We start from the raw sequence: 16972 nt of genomic DNA, 5'->3' as shown, positions 1-16972 counted from the left end.
CGCTTCGCGCGGACCCGTTGGCTCGCAATGACGGGGAGATAGTCATCGGAAATCGGGTGGCGGAGGGCGAGTCTGCTTTGCGAAGGTCGCAGCCATGACAGCAACAGCACGCAAATCGCCCCAGAAGCCATCCGCTGACCTCGCCGCCCACGTCGACACTCTCGACTGGCCGCAGATCACCGCCGAACTCGACACCCAGGGCTGCGCCGTCCTGAAGAGCCTCCTGACGCCCGACCAATGTCGCGTCATCGCCGCGCTCTACCCGGACGACGCGCACTTCCGCAGCCGCATCGTCATGGGCCGCCATGGCTTTGGCCGCGGCGAGTACAAATACTTCTCCTATCCGCTGCCCGATCTGATCGCAGAGCTCCGCCCGGCGCTCTATGAGCATCTTCAAGCCGTCGCCAATCGCTGGAACGAGGCGATGGGGATCGACATCCGCTATCCCACGGCGCATGCGGCGTTCCTGAAGCGTTGCCACGAGGCGGGACAGGCGCGGCCGACGCCGCTGCTGCTGCAGTATGAGGCGGGCGACTACAACTGCCTGCATCAGGACCTCTACGGCGAGCACGTGTTCCCGATCCAGGTCGCTACACTCTTGTCCGAACCGGGCCGCGATTTTACCGGCGGCGAGTTCGTGCTGACCGAGCAGCGCCCGCGCATGCAGTCGCGCGCGGAGGTGGTGCCGCTCGCGCAGGGCGACGCAGTCGCCTTCGCTGTGCATCACCGCCCGGTGCAGGGGACACGCGGCACCTACCGCGTTAATCTCCGCCATGGTGTCAGCCGTATCAGATCCGGCCAGCGCCACACCCTGGGTGTGATCTTCCATGATGCCAAATGAGCGGAGCCATTGACGGCTGATTTGTTCGACAGCGTTGCCGAGGCGCAGCCGTCGCGCGAGGAGATCGCGGACGGTGCCGTGCTGCTGCGTGGCTTCGTCAGGCCGATCGAAGGCGAGCTGATCGACGCCGTGCGCGCCATTGTGACGCAGTCGCCGTTCCGGCGCATGACCACGCCCGGCGGCTACCAGATGTCGGTGGCCATGACCAATTGCGGCGAGCGCGGCTGGATCACCGATCACACCGGCTATCGCTATGATCCGATCGATCCGCGAACCGGCGCGCCATGGCCGGCGATGCCGCCGGTGTTTTGCGATCTCGCCCGCCGCGCGGCAGAGCAGGGCGGTTTTGCCGGCTTTTCGCCCGATGCCTGCCTCGTCAATCGTTACGAGCCGGGCACGCGGCTGTCGCTGCATCAGGACAAGGACGAGCTGGATTATTCGGCACCGATCGTGTCGGTCTCGCTCGGCCTGCCCGGGACCTTCCTGTTCGGCGGCCTCGCGCGCGCCGACAAGCCGCGGCGGTTCCGGCTGGTGCATGGCGATGTCGTGGTCTGGGGCGGGCCGAGCAGGCTCGCCTATCACGGCGTCGCGCCGCTCGCCGAAGGCGAGCATGCGCTGCTGGGACGGAAGCGGATCAATCTGACGTTCCGCAGGACGCGGTAACGTTTGGCGTAGTCGTTCCGGGGCGATGCGAAGCATCGAACTATGGTGCGCACTTGCGCACCTGAGAACCTCGAGATTCCGGGTTCGCGCTACGCGCGCCCCGGAATGACAGAAACTAAGGCTTCGGCGGGTGGATGAACGCCCACGGGCTGACTTCGGAATCCCTGGTCACCTCGACCGAGATCAGATACGGCCCGCCATGCGCGAGCGCCTTCTCCATCGCCGCCTTGAACTGGTCCGGCGCCGTCACGCGCGCAGACGCAACACCAAACGACTCCGCGAGCTTGACGAAATCCGGATTGACGAGGTCCGACGCCACCACGCGGCCATCAAAACGCTCGCGCTGGTCGCGGCGGACATTGCCGTAGGCATTGTTGTTGAACACCAGCGTCACCACCCCGATGTTGAACTGCACGGCGGTGGCAAGCTCCTGCACGCCGAACATGAAGCCGCCGTCGCCGGTGATGGCGACCACAGGCTTGTCGAGGTTCGCGACCTTGGCGCCAAGCGCGGTCGGGAAACCCGAGCCGAGCGTGCCCTGATAGCCTGAGGTGATGAAGGTGCGCGGCTGGTAGATCGGAAAGCCGTACCAGGAAGCGAAGCCGACCTGCGACAATTCATCTGTCACGATCGCGTTCGCCGGCAGCACCTCGCGCAGGATGTTGAGATACGCCATCTGCGGCTGGACGCGCTGGATCTCGGCTTGTGCGCTCGCGGTGGCCTCGCGGATCGCGCCGCGGCGGCCGGCGGTCTTGCTGTAACCCACCTTGCTGACGGCGGCGGCGAGATCGGCGGTCGCGGCCTTGGCATCGGCGACGATCGCGGTGTCGGACGAGAACCGCCGCATCTCGACCGGATCGATGTCGATGCGGATGCTCTTCAGGCCAGCCGGCTGATACGGCCAGCGGGACATGGTCGGCAGCTCCAGCCGCGTGCCGATGCCGATCATGAGATCGGTGTTCGGCCACAGCTTGTAGGCGGCGGCCATGGTGAGGCCGAGCTCATGCGCATTGGAGACGATGCCGCGGCCGCTACGGAAGGCGACCACGGGCGCATCGATCATCTCGGCAAGCTCGAGGATCTCCTCGCCTGCATCGATCGCGCCGCTGCCGACGAAGATCATCGGCGCCTTGCTCGCCTTGATCAACGCGGCTGCCTGCTTGATCATATCAGGATCGGGCAGCGGCGCGGGCAGGGGCTCCAGCACCTTTGCCGCGGCGGTGTCCGCGCGCTGGGTGAAGATGTCCCAGGGCATTTCGACCGAGGCGGGGCCGCGCCGCCCCGAGGTCATCTCCTGGAAGGCGCGCGCGACGGTGGTCGGCGCGTTGCCGGGTGTTTCGATGCGGTCGGCCCATTTCACATAGGTGCGTAAGGTCGCGAGCTGGTCCGGCATCTCGTGGAGATGGCCGCGGCCCTTGCCGAGGAATTGCGTCGGCACCTGGCCGGTGACGCACAGCACCGGCTCGTTGCAGCCATAGGCGGTGAGCAGCGCCGCGCTGGCGTTGAGCACGCCGGGGCCGGGCACCACGCTGAACACGCCGGGCCGACCGCTGGCGCGCGCATAGCCGAACGCCATGTAGCCGCAAGCCTGCTCGTGCCGCGCGCCGATCACCTTGAGTTGGGCCTGGTGGAAGGCGTCGAACAGGCCGTAGATTTGCGCGCCGGGCAGGCCGAACACGGTGTCGACGCCGTGGGCGACAAGCCCGCTTACGATCGCTTCGCCGCCGGTGAGGGTGGTCATTGCACTATTCCACTTTCGTTGTTGGTCAGGCTTCGTCGACGACGCCGTTGCGCAAGGAGCCGATGCCCTCGGCCGCGACCTCGATGACGTCGCCCGGCTTGAGGTAGCGCGGCGGATCGAACCGCGCACCTGCGCCGGTCGGCGTGCCCGTGACGATGACGTCGCCGGGGACGAGCGTCGCGAAGGTCGAGATATAGCTGATGAGATAGCGGAACGGAAACATCAGCCGGCTGGTCCGGTCGTCCTGCCTGAGCTCGCCATTGACATGCGTGGTGAGCCGGATGTCGGCGATCTGGGACTCCTTCGTGTAAGGCACGAGCCACGGGCCGAGGCTGCCGCTGGAATCGAAATTCTTGCCCTGGGTGACGTTGAACTTGGCATGGCGCAGCCAGTCTCGCACCGAGCCTTCGTTGCAGAGCGTGAGTGCTGCGATGTGGTCGAGTGCCGCGCTTTCCGCAATGTGCCGGCCTTGCTTGCCGATCACCAGCACGATCTCGCCCTCATAGTCGAGCTGGGCGGATGCGCGCGGACGCACCAGCGGCGTGTCATGGCCGACGAAGGAGCGTGGGCTCCGCATGAACATGCTCGGGTATTTCGGCGCGTCCTGGCCGTCCTTGTACTCGGCGTTGCGGTCGGGATAGTTGACGCCGATGCAGATGATCTTTTCCGGCGCCGGCACCGGCGGCAGCCAGGTGATCTCAGTGAGCGCGTGATCCGGCGCACGGCCTGCGGCTTGCTCGGCAAGGCTCACGAGCTTGTCGGCCGCGATCACCTCGCGCAGCGTGGGATAGTCCTTGGCGTAGCGCGCGGAGAGATCGACGATGCCGCCCTCCAGGACGGCGCCGTAGCTGATGTCACCCTTGACGGAATACGTGGCGAGGCGAGGGAGTTTCATAGGCAGCTCATTATCTTGCGTTGTCCCGGCTTTCGCCGGGACGACGGGAGAGAGTTTTGCTCGGTAACCCGCATCAATCCGCCACCAGCACGTCGGCCACGAATTTCGGCTCGCGCACGGCTTGCCCGCTGAACGGCGAACCCTGCTCGAACCAGGAACGCGGCGCAGGCGCGCCCCACAGCGTCTGGCGGCGCGGATCGCGCAGCGACCAGCGCAGCGGCTCGTGGTCGTGATCGCCCGTAAAATAGTCGCTGGTGTAGAGCTCCAGCCGATGGCCGTCAGGGTCGCGCACGTAGAGGAAGAACGCATTCGAGATGCCGTGACGGCCCGGGCCGCGCTCGATGTTCTTGACGAAGCCCTGCGAGGCCATGACGTCGCAGAGATGGATGATGTTCATCGCCGTCGGCGTCCAGTAGGCGAAATGGTGCAGCCGCGGGCCCTTGCCGTTGGTGATCGCGAAATCGTGGACGTTGCCCTTGCGATGCATCCAGGCCGCGGCGATGCGCCCGTTCGGGCCGTCCTCCTCGGCATATTCGGTGAGGCGGAAGCCGAGCCGCGCGTAGAAATCGACGGTGTCCTGCACCTCGGCGGCAAAGACGTTGAAATGGTCGAGCCGCTGCGGGTGGCAGCCCCGGTAGAGGTCGTAGCGGCGGAGCAGATGCGGCCGCCGGTCCATCGACGCATAGAGCTCGATCTGGAAGCCGAACGGATCGGTGAACTGAAGCGTGCGGCCCTGGAAGGCCTGGTCGACGAAGGCGTAAGCGAGGCCGTTCTCGGAGAGGAACGTGGCGGCCTTGTCGAGATCCTTCTCGTTGCCGACCTTGAAGCCGAGCCGGGCGCAGGCCGGTGCGGCCGCTTTCCGCAGCACCAGCGAGTGATGCTGGTGCTCCTCCGCCGCGCGCAGGTAAACGACCTTGTCGTCGGCATCCTCGACATGCATGCCGACGGTGGTTTCGTAGAACTCGCGGCTCAGCTTCAGATCGGTGACGTCGAGCACGACGTGGCTGGAGCGGATGATGTTGAACGGCGGCTCGAAGACGTGTTGCGGTACGGGCATGTGCGTTTCCCCTCGTTAGGCCCCCGTCATTCCGGGGCGGTCCGTCAGGACCGAACCCGGAATCTCGAGGTTCCGGGCTCGTGCTGCGCACGCCCCGGAATGACCGTTTCCCTAGATTCCCAGCTTCTGAATCTTGTGCGTGCCCCGCGCCAGCGAGACGTGCTTGGTTTCCATGTAGAAGTCGAACGAGTAGTCGCCGCCGTCGCGGCCGATGCCTGAGGCCTTCATGCCGCCGAACGGCGTCGGCAGATGACGGACGTTTTCCGAGTTCAGCCAGATCATGCCGGCCTCCAGCGCATCGGCGACACGCAGCGCACGGCCGACATCGTTGGTCCAGACATAGCCGGTGAGGCCATAGCGGATGTCGTTGGCGATCTCGATGGCATCCTTTTCGTCCTTGAACGGCAGCACCGTGAGGAATGGCCCGAACACCTCCTCCTGCGCCACGCGCATCTTGCCGTGCGCGCCTGTTACCAGCGTCGGCTCGACATAGTGTCCGCCGCCCGGGCCGTCATAGGCCTTGCCGCCGACGGCGATCGTCGCACCGTCCTGGCGCGCGACGTCGAAATAGGAACAGACCTTTGCGAGGTGACGCTCGTGGATCAGTGGCCCGATCTCGGTGGCGGGATCGAGGGGATGGCCGACCTTCAGCGCCTTGACGCGCGCCGTCAGCTTCTCGATGAACTTGTCAGCGATGCTCTGCTGGATCAGCAGGCGGCTGGATGACGTGCAGCGCTCGCCGTTGAGCGAGTAGATCATGAACACGACGGCATCGAGCGCGCGGTCGAGGTCGGCATCGTCGAATACGATCACGGGGTTCTTGCCGCCGAGCTCGAAATGCACGCGCTTCAGCGTGGGCGCGCCCTGAACCATGATCGCCGAGCCCGTCGCGCTCTCGCCGACGAAGCCGATCGCCTTGATGGCGGGATGCTCGGTCAGCGCCTTGCCGGCTTCCTCGCCAAAGCCGTGCACGGTGTTGAGCACGCCGTCGGGCACGCCGGCTTCCTTGACGAGCCTTGCCAGAATGGAAGCCGTCACCGGCGACCATTCGGCGGGCTTGTGCACGACGGTGCAGCCGGCTGCGAGCGCCGGGGCGATCTTCCAGGTCGAGAGCATGAACGGCGTGTTCCACGGCGTGATCACGCCGACCGGGCCGATCGGCACGCGCGTCGAGATATTCCAGTGCTCGTCGCTCGGCGTGTTGAGGCCGTCGCGCGCCTCCGCGCATTTGTCCGCGAAGAAGCGGAAGTTCTCGGCGGCGCGGATCGCGGCCTTGGCCATGAAGCGGTAGGCCTGTCCGGTGTCGATGCATTCGAGCACGGCGATGTCGTCGGCATTGTCCTCGATCGCATCAGCCACCCGATGCAGCAGCTTGCGCCGCATCGCCGGGCCCATGTCGCGCCAGGATTTGAACGCGAGCGCAGCGGCGGTGGCCGCGCGATCGATATCCTCCGCATTGCCGCGCGCGACGCTGGCGAGCACGGCGCCATCGACCGGCGATCTGGTCTCAAAGGTCTCGCCGGAGATCGAGGCGACGGTGTTGCCGTCGATCATGTGGCCGATGCCGTCCGCGCGCAGCGTTTTCAGCAGCGGCGCGACGCGATCGCGGTTGGCCTGGAACACATCGGCTTTCGGGGCGGGCTTATCCATGGGCGGCCTCCACTTTCAGGGCGTCGTGGATGTTGTTGCGCTTCCAGCTGGTGTCCTTGTCGTTGATCTGCATGTCGAACGACAGAGCGAACTTGCTGGCGGCGAAGACGGGATCGAGATGCTTTGAGAGTGCCTGGAAGACATGCTCGCCGGCCTTCTGGCGTGTGGGAAGGTCGCGGCCTTCGCCGATGCGCAGCACCATGTCGAGGAAGCCGTAATCCTGCCGCGCGTCCGCGATCGCATAATGCTCGCAGCGGATCGCGCGGACGCGGATGCCGCCGAGCGGGAAGATGCCGGTCTCCACCGCCGCATTGCGCACGACCTCGCACACAGTGTCGATGTCGAGGCGGCCGTCGAGATTGGCCGAATATTCGATCGTGAAATGCGGCATCGCGGTTTCACTCCCTGTCTTTTTTGTTCGGTTAAGCGAAGTAGCAGCTCACCGAGCCGTAGGCGCCATAGTCGGCCTGGATTGTGTCGCCCTTGCGGGTCTCGATCGGACGGATGAAGGACCCCGCGAGCACGACCTGACCGGGCTCCAGCGATAGCTCAAGCGGCGCGATCTTGTTGGCAAGCCACGCCACGGCCGTCGCAGGATGATTGAGCACGCCGGCGGCAAGGCCGGTCTCTTCGAGCTGGCCGTTCTTGAAACAGAGCGCACCGATCCAGCGCAGGTCGGCATCGAGGGGACGGATCGGCCGCCCCCCGAGCACGATGCCCGCATTCGCCGCATTGTCGGCGATGGTGTCGAAAATCTTTCGCGTTGCCTTGGACTTGGTATCGACGCGTTCGATCCGCGTATCCAAAATCTCCAGCGCCGGCACCACGAAGTCGGTGGCGTTGAGCACGTCGAACATCGTGCAGTTGGGTCCGGTGAGCCGCTTGCTCATGACGAAGGCGAGCTCGGCCTCGACGCGCGTCGCGATGAAGCGCTCGGTTGGAACGAGGCCGCCATCGGCGAAGAACATGTCGTCGAGCAGCACGCCGGAATCCGGCTCGTCGATATTGAGCGCGCTCTGCATCGCCTTCGAGGTCAGGCCGATTTTGTGGCCCTTGACGATGCGCCCCTCCGCGATCTTGACGTCGACCCAGGCCTTCTGAATCGCGTAGGCATCGGCAATGCTGATCTCTGGGAAATCCTGCGAGAGCTGGCGGATCTGCGTGCGGGTCTTCTCCGCCTGGTGCAGACGCCTCGCGCAAGCCTGGATATCGTCGTTGGAAAGCGCCATTCGTGATCTTACAAATCGTGGTGCCCGGAGATACTTAACATGTTAAGTGAATGCGTCAAACAGAATTTGAGATTGCTGCACTGCAACCGTTTCGCGGTCTGAAGGGGCGTCATGAGCAAGAGACCGGCTGATCCCACCAATGGAAGCGCGCCTGCCGCGCGGCAAGTGCCGATGCGCGACTTCTCGCGCTCGCTGCCGATGTCGCTGCTCAGGGCGCGCGAGGCGGTGATGCGGCAGTTCCGTCCCTCGCTGCGCGAGCATGGGTTGACGGAGCAGCAATGGCGCATCCTGCGCGCGCTGGCCTCCATCGAGGCCGTCGAGGTCACGGAACTCGCGCGCACCGCGTTCCTGCTCGGGCCGAGCCTGTCGCGCATCCTGCGCGACCTCGAGGCGCGCAACCTGATCGAGCGCAAGACGGCGAAGGCGGACCAGCGCCGCAGCATGGTCTCGATCTCGAAGGAGGGCGTCAAGCTGATGGCCTCCGTGGCGCCGACGTCGGAGGCGATCTACGCCGAGATCACCAGCCGCTTCGGCGCCCGCAAGCTCGCTGAATTGCAGGAGATGCTCGGCGAGCTCGAACAGAGTCTTGCGGAGCTCGGCGCCGGCAACGAGGCAAGTGCCGAGGAGTGACAGCAGATATGCGCTCCCGCGCGGCAACTGTCATGGACATGGCCGCATTTTTTCGCTCAAAGTGCCGCCCAGGCCGATCGCTCGAAAGTCGGCGCCGGGACGGATGACGCCCCCTGCCGGACGACATCTTCCGTCATTGCGAGCGTAGCGCGGCGATCGACTTCGCGGTAATAACGGCATCGCCTTGTCGCGGCGCTCGTCATGGTGACGACGGTCCAAACAACAAAGAAGGAAGGCAACGTGGCGAACAAAGTCAAAGAGATCTGGAAGTCGGGCAAGGCCGTGGTCAATGCGTGGCTGGCTATTCCCTCCGGCTTCTCGGCCGAGATGGTCGCGCAATGCGGCTTCGACAGCGTCACGGTCGACATGCAGCACGGCGTGCAGGACTATCTCTCGATGGTGCAATGCTTCCAGGCCATGGACAAGCACCCGGTGACCCCGATGGTCCGCGTGCCCTGGAACGAGCCCGGCATCATCGGCAAGGTGCTCGATGGCGGCGCCTATGGCGTGATCTGCCCGATGGTCAACACGCCGCAGGAAGCCCGGAACCTCGTCTCCTATGCGAAATATCCGCCGAAGGGCGTGCGCTCCAACGGCCCGATCCGCGCCGGCATGTACGGCACCGCCGGCTCCTACCAGAAGACGGCCAACGACGAGATCGTGCTGCTGCCGATGATGGAGACGAAGACCGCGGTCGAGAACATGGAAGCGATCCTCGACGTCGAAGGCATCGACGGCGTCTATATCGGTCCCTCCGATCTCGGCTTCTCCTACGGCCTCGAGCCCAAGCTCGACCGCAGCGAGCCCGAGATCCTCGCGATCTACGAGAAGATCATCAAGGAATGCGGCAAGCGCGGCCTCAACCCGGGGATCCATTGCAGCGGCGCCGAAGGTGCCGCGCGCGCCATCAACATGGGCTTCAAGCTGGTGACGCTCTCGAACGAGGTCGGCCTGATGACCACCTACGCCAAGATGCAGGTCAACGCGACCCGCAAGGATTCGGCCGGCAAGGCCTGACAACCCCGCGAATGGCGAATGGGGAGTGGCGAATCGCGCTGCTCCCCATTTCCATTCGCCACTCGCTACTCACTATTCGACCAAGGAGATACCCATGACCATCATCAGCCCCGTCATCCGCCTGCATCCCGATGATGGTGTGGTGATCGCGCGCGCGAGCCTGCCGCCGGGAACATTGGTGGCCGACGGCGTGACCACGGTCGATCGCATTCCCTCCGGCCACAAGGTCGCGATCAAGCCGATCGCCGTCGGTGAGCCGGTGATCCGCTATGGCCAGATCATCGGCTTTGCGACCATTCCGATCGCGCCGGGCCAGCACGTGCACGTGCAGAACTGCGGCATGGGCGACTTCGCCAAGGACTACGCCTATTGCGCCGACGTCAAGCCGACGCTGAATTTCGACCTGCCGGCGACCTTCGAAGGCATCCGCCGCCCGGACGGCCGCGTCGCCACGCGCAACTATATCGGCATCCTCACCTCGGTGAATTGCAGCGCGCATGTCGCAAGCCTCGTCGCCGACGTCTTCAAGAAGAATCCCTTCACCGGCGACAATCCGCTCGCCGACTTCCCCAACGTCGACGGCGTGGTCGCGCTGACCCACAAGACCGGCTGCGGCATGACGCAGAACGAGCCGCTGGCATTGCTCCGCCGCACGCTCGGCGGCTATGCGCGCCACGTCAATTTCTCCCACGTCATCGTGCTCGGCCTCGGCTGCGAGGTGAACCAGATCGGCGGGCTGATGGAGGAGCAGAAGCTCGCCGGCCGCCTGCGCGCGATGGACATCCAGGAGGTCGGCGGCACCCGCAAGACGGTCGAAGCAGGCATCGCTTTCGTGCGCGAGGCGCTCGCCGACGCCAACAAGGTCAAACGCGAGACGGTGCCGGCGAGCGAGCTGACGGTCGCTCTCCAATGCGGCGGCTCGGACGGCTATTCCGGCGTGTCGGCCAACCCTGCGCTGGGCGCCGCCAGCGATCTCGTCGTCCGCCACGGTGGCACCGTGATCCTGTCGGAGACGCCCGAGACCTACGGCGCCGAGCATCTCTTGACGCGCCGCGCGGTCAGCCGCGAGGTCGGCGAGAAGCTGGTCGACCTGATGCGCTGGTGGGACGAGTACACGACGCGCGAAGGCGCCGAGATGAACGCCAATCCGAGCCCCGGCAACAAGGCCGGCGGCCTCACCACCATCCTGGAGAAATCACTCGGCGCGATGGCGAAGGCCGGCACCACCAACCTCGTCGAGGTGCTGCGCTACGCCGAGCCGGTGACCAAGCGCGGCTTCGTGTTCATGGATACGCCCGGTTACGACCCCGTCGCGGCGACAGGGCAGGTCGCCGGCGGCGCCAACCTCGTGTGCTTCACCACGGGGCGCGGCAGCGTGTTCGGCTGCAAGCCGGCACCCTCGATCAAGCTCGCCACCAACACGCCCATGTACAAGCGCATGGAAGAGGACATGGACGTCAATTGCGGCACCATCCTCGAGGGCGAGGAGAGCGTCGAGCAGTGCGGCAAGCGCATCTTCGACCTGATCCTCAAGACGGCGTCCGGACAGCCGACCAAGAGCGAAAGCTTCGATTTCGGCGGCGCCGAGTTCGCGCCCTGGGTGCTGGGCGCGACGATGTAACGGTGCTGATGCACCTCGCTGCAGGACGTCGACACCTACGTAGTGATACGTAGGTGTCATATGGCCGCGGGAGTCCCCGCGGTCACTCGGGATTAACATTTCGCACCGTAATCGTGAGGTGATGCGGGCTACCCTTCGAGGGCGCTGCCCTTCGACAGGATTCGTCAACGATGACGCGTGCGATACGGCCAACTGGCGTGGAAAACCTCCTCGGCGAGGAGGAACTGATCGTCTCCAAGACCGATCTCAAGGGCCGCATCACCTACGCCAACGACGTCTTCATCCGCATGGCGAAATACTCTTACGCCGAGCTGATGGGCGCGCCCCACAGCCTGATCCGCCATCCCGACATGCCGCGCGCAGTGTTCAAGCTGCTGTGGGACACGCTTCAGTCCAGGCAGGAGATCTTCGCCTACGTCGTCAACCTGGCGAAGGACGGCAGCCATTACTGGGTGTTCGCCCACGTCACGCCGACCTTCGACGAGCGCGGCAACATCGTCGGCTATCACTCCAACCGTCGCAAGCCCGATCCTGCGCAGGTCGAGCGCATCAAGCCGATCTACAAGACGCTGTGCGCGGAAGAAGCGCGGCATGCCAATGCCAGGGACGGCATGCATGCGAGCTTCGAGGCGATGGTCGGGCTGCTCAAGCAACAGGGTGTCGGTTACGATGAATTTGTGCTCTCTCTCTAAAGCGCAGGGAGCGACCGCGCTCGCGTGTGGTCTTGCCGTCGTTGCATTCGTTCTCTCGCTTCTCGGTGTGACCGGCATCGTCAGTGCTGTTTTGCTCGGCACGACGGTTGCGCTGCTCTTCCATGCCGTCTGGTGCCAGCATCGCACCGCGGTGGCGGTCGATGAGGTCGCCGACGTCTGCCGCAAGGCGGCGCATGGCGATCTCGAGGCGCGTATCCTGAGTGAGCGGCAGGCCGGGCGGATCGGAGCCATCCAGAAATCCGTCAACGACATGCTCGACATCACCGATGCCTTCCAGCGCGAAGCTTCGGCATCGATGGAGTATGCCAGCCGCGGCAAGCATTTCCGCAAGATCCTTGCACGCGGATTGCCCGGCTCGTTCCGCCGTTCGGCCACCGTCATCAATTCCGGCACCGACAGCCTCGGCCGCCGCGTGGTCGAGATCGCCGATCTCGCAAAACAGTTCGGCACGCATCTCGACGACGTCGCCGGCACGCTGATGGGCGCAGCGACCGATCTCGAATCCGACGCCCACCAGATGGCAGCGGCAGCCGACAAGACCAGCCGGCAGACCTCCGGCGTGCTCAGTGCCTCCGACCAGGCCTCGCGCAATGTCGCGACGGTGGCCAGTGCCGCGGAGCAGCTCGCATCGTCGATCGCCGAGATCAGCCGCCAGGTGGCCGGCTCGACCGCGAGCACGGGGCGGGCAGTGAACGAAGCCAATCGCGCCGGCAGCGAGATCCGTAACCTCGCGGACGCGGCCATGCGGATCGGCGACGTCGTCAAGCTGATCAGCGAGATCGCCTCGCAGACCAATCTGCTCGCGCTCAACGCCACCATCGAGGCGGCGCGGGCAGGCGAGGCCGGTCGCGGCTTTGCGGTGGTGGCCTCCGAGGTCAAGAGCCTCGCCAACCAGACCGCGAAGGCGACCGAGGAGATCAGCGCCAAGGTCGGCGAGATGCAGCAATCGACCACCAATTCGGTCGCGGCCGTCGAGGCCATCGCGCAGACGATCGCTGAGATCAACGGCATCACCGCCAGCATTGCGGCCTCGATCGAGCAGCAGGGGGCCGCGACGCGCGAGATCGCCCGCAACGTCCAGGAAGCCTCGGCCGGCACCTCCCAGGTCTCCTCCAACGTCACAGGCATCAGCGATGCCGCCGCCGACACCGGCCGCGTCGCCAGCCGCGTCAACAGCGCCTCCGAGCGCGTCCACGGCGAAGTCGAGACGCTCCGCCGCGAGGTGACGCAGTTCCTGCAGCGGCTGACCTCGGCGGCGTAGGGCTTTCGCGGAGAGCACGCTGCTGCTTACCCTTTTCCCTTTGCTTGAGGGGTATTTCCCCGCGAGTCCGGAATCGTATGGTGGGCAAAGGCGCACTTGCGCCGTGCCCACCATCGATCCAACACCGCAACAGAAGCGGTGGGCACGCTTCGCTTTGCCCACCCTACGATACTGCCCGCGTAGCCCGGATGGAGCGCAGCGCAATCCGGGGCGGTCCATCCGCGGGTGAAGGATCCCGGATTACGCTTCGCTCCATCCGGGCTACGGGTCCGCGACGGATACTTCCTAGGCACCCTCTGCCCGTTGTTAATGCTTGATCGCATTGACGTCAGGTGTTCTGCTCAAAAAAGCTGCTGGAGCATCGCACCCCGTGTCGATCTACGTCGCATTACACCACGTCACGCACTACAAATACGACCGCCCGATCGATCTGGGACCGCAGACCATCCGTCTGCGGCCGGCGCCGCATACGCGCACGCCGGTGCTGAGCTATTCGCTCAAGGTCACCCCGGCCAACCACTTCGTGAACTGGCAGCAGGACCCGCAAGGCAACTGGCTCGCCCGCTACGTCTTCCCGGAGAAGACCACCGAGCTGAAATTCGAGGTCGACTTCACGGCGCAGATGACCACGGTCAACCCGTTCGACTTCTTCGTCGAGCCCTATGCCGACAGCTTTCCGTTCGACTATCCGAAGGACCTGAAGACCGAGCTTGCGCCGTATCTGGAGACCATCAAGCCCGATCGTCTGTTCGCGAAATTTCTCGACTCGATCCCGCATGAAGCCCCGAACACGGTCAACTTCCTGGTCGATCTCAATCGCGAGCTTCAGAAGCACGTCCGCTACATCATCCGCATGGAGCCCGGCGTGCAGACGCCGGAGGAGACGCTTTCCTCTGGCGCCGGCTCTTGCCGCGACTCCGCCTGGCTCCTGATCCAGACGCTGCGTCATCTCGGCCTCGCCGCCCGCTTCGTCTCCGGTTATCTGATCCAGATCCGTCCGGACATCGACCCGATCGAGGGGCCGCCCGAGGTCGAGAACGATTTCACCGATCTGCACGCCTGGGCCGAGGTCTATCTGCCCGGCGCGGGCTGGATCGGATTTGATGCGACCTCCGGCATGCTCGCGGGCGAGGGGCACATCCCGGTCGCTGCCACGCCGCATTATCGCTCGGCTGCGCCGATCTCCGGCGGCGCCGGCTTTGCCGAGGTCGAGTTCGCCTTCGACATGAGCGTCAAGCGCATCCGCGAGGCGCCGCGCATCACAAAGCCGTTCTCGGATGAATCCTGGGCGCGGCTCAACGATCTCGGCGAGCAGGTCGATGGCGATCTCGCCGCGCAGGACGTGCGGCTCACCATGGGCGGCGAGCCGACCTTCGTTTCGGTCGACGATCTCGAAGCGGGAGAGTGGAATACGGAAGCCGTCGGCCCGACCAAGCGCACGCTCGCGGACGATCTGATCCGGCGCCTGCGCGATCGCTTCGCGCCCGGCGGCTTGCTGCATTACGGCCAGGGCAAATGGTATCCGGGCGAGAGCCTGCCGCGCTGGGCCTTCGGGCTCTACTGGCGCAAGGACGGGTTGCCGATCTGGAAGAACGCCGAGCTCATCGCCAAGATCGAGAATCCCCGGCCCGCCGACACGAAGGACGCCGAGGCCTTCATGGAGGGCGCGGCGCTGCGGCTCGGACTCGATCCCGGCTACATCATGCCGGCCTATGAGGACACCGCGCTCTGGCTTCAGAAGGAGGCCGAGCTTCCCGTCAACGTCGATCCGACCGACTCGAAGTTGTCCGACCCTGAGGCGCGTGCGCGCATCGCGCGGGTGTTCGAGCAGGGCCTCAATACGCCGCGCGGCTTCGTGCTGCCGGTGCAGCGCTGGAACGCGCCGCCGCGCTGGCGCAGCGAGCGCTGGCAGCTCCGGCGCAATCATCTGTTCCTGACGCCGGGCGATTCACCACTCGGCCTGCGCCTGCCGATCGGGTCGCTCGGCTACGTCCCGCCCAACCAATATCCCTACATCATCGAGCGCGACCCGATGGAGCCGCGCGGCAAGCTGCCGGTGTTCACCCTCGCGGCGCGCCCGGAAGCCCCGCCACGCGTCGCGCCCGAACATCTCAACACGTCCATCCCGGTCCGCACCGCGATGTCGGTCGAGGTCCGCGACGGCGTGCTCTGCGCGTTCATGCCGCCGGTCGAGCGTATCGAGGATTATCTCGAGCTGATCGCAGCGCTCGAAGCGACCGCCGAGGAGATGCAGCTCCAGGTCCATGTCGAAGGCTATCCGCCGCCGTTCGATCCGCGCATCGAGGTCATCAAGGTCACGCCCGACCCTGGAGTCATCGAGATCAACATCCAGCCGGCCAAGAGCTGGCGCGAGGCGGTCGAGATCACCTCTGGCCTTTATGAGGATGCGGGCAAGGTGCGCCTCGGCGCCAACCGTTTCCTGGTCGACGGTCGCCACACCGGCACCGGCGGCGGCAATCACGTCGTGGTCGGCGGCTCTTCACCGCAGGATTCGCCGTTCCTGCGCCGTCCGGATCTGCTCAAGAGTCTCGTGCTGTACTGGCAGCGCCATCCCTCGCTGTCCTATTTCTTCTCGGGCCTCTTCATCGGCCCGACCAGCCAGGCGCCGCGCATCGACGAGGCGCGTCACGACAGCATCTATGAGCTCGAGATCGCGCTCTCGCACGTGCCGCCGCCCGGCTACCAGACGCCGCTGTGGCTGGTGGACCGGCTGTTCCGCCATCTGCTCGTCGACATCACCGGCAACACCCACCGCGCCGAGATCTGCATCGACAAGCTCTATTCGCCGGAAGGATCCACGGGCCGCCTCGGCCTCGTCGAATTCCGCGCGCTCGAAATGCCACCGGATCCGCGCATGTCGCTGGCACAGCAGCTCCTGATCCGCGCGCTGATCGCGAAGATGTGGCGCGAGCCGCAAGCCGGCAAGTTCGTGCGCTGGGGCACCGCGCTGCACGACCGTTTCATGCTGCCGCATTTCATCTGGGAGGATTTTCTGGACGTGCTCTCCGAGCTCAAGCAGTTCGGCTATCCGTTCGAGCCGGAATGGTATCTGGCCCAGCTCGAATTCCGCTTCCCCGCCTTCGGCCGCGTCCATCATGGCGGCGTGACGCTGGAGCTGCGGCAGGCGCTGGAGCCGTGGCACGTGCTGGGCGAGGAGGGCTCGGCCGGCGGCACCGTGCGCTATGTCGATAGCTCGGTCGAGCGGCTCCAGGTCAAGGCGGAGGGCTTTGTCGAGGGCCGCCACATCGTCACCTGCAACGGCCGCCGCCTGCCGATGACCTCGACCGGCCGCTCCGCCGAGGCCGTAGCCGGCGTCCGCTTCAAGGCCTGGCAGCCGGCCTCCGGCCTGCACCCGACCATCCCGGTCCACGCGCCCCTGACCTTCGACCTGATCGACACCTGGAACGGCCGCTCGCTCGGCGGCTGCGTCTACCACGTCGCCCATCCCGGCGGGCGCAACTACGACACCAAGCCGGTCAACACCTACGAGGCCGAGGCGCGGCGGCTGGCGCGCTTCCAGGACCACGGCCATACCCCCGGTCCGATGCAGCCGCCGCCCGAGGAACGCACAAATGAATTTCCGCTGACCCTCGACTTGCGGACCCCGCTCCTGCAATGAGTATGAGGGTGGGA

14 protein-coding genes are annotated in these 16972 nt (G+C 65.5%); 8 read left to right on the top strand and 6 right to left on the bottom strand.

Features of this window, described 5'->3' with window-relative positions:
• The first annotated feature begins 94 nt into the window (after positions 1-94).
• Positions 95-841: a 2OG-Fe(II) oxygenase gene (locus QA649_RS31965; protein WP_283020691.1), complete on the top strand. Its 747-nt coding sequence runs from the start codon at positions 95-97 to the stop codon at positions 839-841.
• A gap of 9 nt (positions 842-850) precedes the next feature.
• Positions 851-1504: a DNA oxidative demethylase AlkB gene (gene alkB / locus QA649_RS31960; protein WP_283020690.1), complete on the top strand. Its 654-nt coding sequence runs from the start codon at positions 851-853 to the stop codon at positions 1502-1504.
• A 115-nt stretch (positions 1505-1619) separates the two neighbouring features.
• On the opposite strand, the gene QA649_RS31955 is transcribed toward alkB, so the two are convergent.
• The 6 genes from QA649_RS31955 to hpaH form a co-directional block, all read right to left on the bottom strand.
• A complete protein-coding gene (locus tag QA649_RS31955; protein WP_283020689.1) occupies positions 1620-3245 on the bottom strand; it encodes a thiamine pyrophosphate-dependent enzyme in 1626 nt (541 codons plus the stop codon).
• Positions 3246-3270: 25 nt separating this feature from the next.
• Positions 3271-4140, bottom strand: coding sequence for a fumarylacetoacetate hydrolase family protein (locus QA649_RS31950; protein ID WP_283020688.1), 870 nt, complete (start codon positions 4138-4140; stop codon positions 3271-3273).
• Between the two features lie 73 nt (positions 4141-4213).
• Complete coding sequence (gene hpaD / locus QA649_RS31945) at positions 4214-5197, bottom strand: 3,4-dihydroxyphenylacetate 2,3-dioxygenase (RefSeq protein ID WP_283020687.1); 984 nt, start codon at positions 5195-5197, stop codon at positions 4214-4216.
• A gap of 111 nt (positions 5198-5308) precedes the next feature.
• Positions 5309-6847 (bottom strand): 5-carboxymethyl-2-hydroxymuconate semialdehyde dehydrogenase, encoded by a 1539-nt coding sequence (hpaE, locus tag QA649_RS31940; protein WP_283020686.1) that lies wholly within the window; start codon positions 6845-6847, stop codon positions 5309-5311.
• The gene (locus QA649_RS31935; protein ID WP_283020685.1) at positions 6840-7238 is read right to left on the bottom strand and encodes a 5-carboxymethyl-2-hydroxymuconate Delta-isomerase; all 399 of its coding nucleotides are present in this window, start codon (positions 7236-7238) and stop codon (positions 6840-6842) included. Before QA649_RS31935 ends, hpaE begins: the two co-directional genes overlap by 8 nt.
• Before the next feature lie 31 nt (positions 7239-7269).
• The gene (gene hpaH, locus QA649_RS31930) at positions 7270-8076 is read right to left on the bottom strand and encodes a 2-oxo-hept-4-ene-1,7-dioate hydratase (RefSeq protein ID WP_283020684.1); all 807 of its coding nucleotides are present in this window, start codon (positions 8074-8076) and stop codon (positions 7270-7272) included.
• 111 nt (positions 8077-8187) lie between these two features.
• On the opposite strand from hpaH, the gene hpaR reads away from it, so the two are divergent.
• The 6 genes from hpaR to QA649_RS31900 all read left to right on the top strand — a co-directional run bounded on the left by hpaR (position 8188) and on the right by QA649_RS31900 (position 16958).
• The gene (hpaR, locus tag QA649_RS31925; protein WP_283020683.1) at positions 8188-8706 is read left to right on the top strand and encodes a homoprotocatechuate degradation operon regulator HpaR; all 519 of its coding nucleotides are present in this window, start codon (positions 8188-8190) and stop codon (positions 8704-8706) included.
• Positions 8707-8946: 240 nt separating this feature from the next.
• Positions 8947-9723, top strand: coding sequence for an aldolase/citrate lyase family protein (locus QA649_RS31920; protein WP_260385139.1), 777 nt, complete (start codon positions 8947-8949; stop codon positions 9721-9723).
• Between the two features lie 94 nt (positions 9724-9817).
• Positions 9818-11344 carry an altronate dehydratase family protein gene (locus QA649_RS31915; RefSeq protein WP_283020682.1) on the top strand — a complete coding sequence of 509 codons (1527 nt, stop codon included), beginning with the start codon at positions 9818-9820 and terminating at the stop codon, positions 11342-11344.
• A 170-nt stretch (positions 11345-11514) separates the two neighbouring features.
• Positions 11515-12036: a PAS domain-containing protein gene (locus QA649_RS31910; RefSeq protein ID WP_283020681.1), complete on the top strand. Its 522-nt coding sequence runs from the start codon at positions 11515-11517 to the stop codon at positions 12034-12036.
• The gene (locus QA649_RS31905) at positions 12014-13318 is read left to right on the top strand and encodes a methyl-accepting chemotaxis protein (RefSeq protein WP_283020680.1); all 1305 of its coding nucleotides are present in this window, start codon (positions 12014-12016) and stop codon (positions 13316-13318) included. Before QA649_RS31910 ends, QA649_RS31905 begins: the two co-directional genes overlap by 23 nt.
• Before the next feature lie 370 nt (positions 13319-13688).
• Complete coding sequence (locus tag QA649_RS31900; protein ID WP_283020679.1) at positions 13689-16958, top strand: transglutaminase family protein; 3270 nt, start codon at positions 13689-13691, stop codon at positions 16956-16958.
• Positions 16959-16972 lie beyond the last annotated feature (14 nt).

It is taken from the genome of Bradyrhizobium sp. CB1717, from assembly GCF_029714325.1.
Taxonomy (GTDB): domain Bacteria; phylum Pseudomonadota; class Alphaproteobacteria; order Rhizobiales; family Xanthobacteraceae; genus Bradyrhizobium.
Note: the sequence above shows the minus strand (reverse complement) of the source record. Positions and strands in the feature narration are given on the sequence as shown.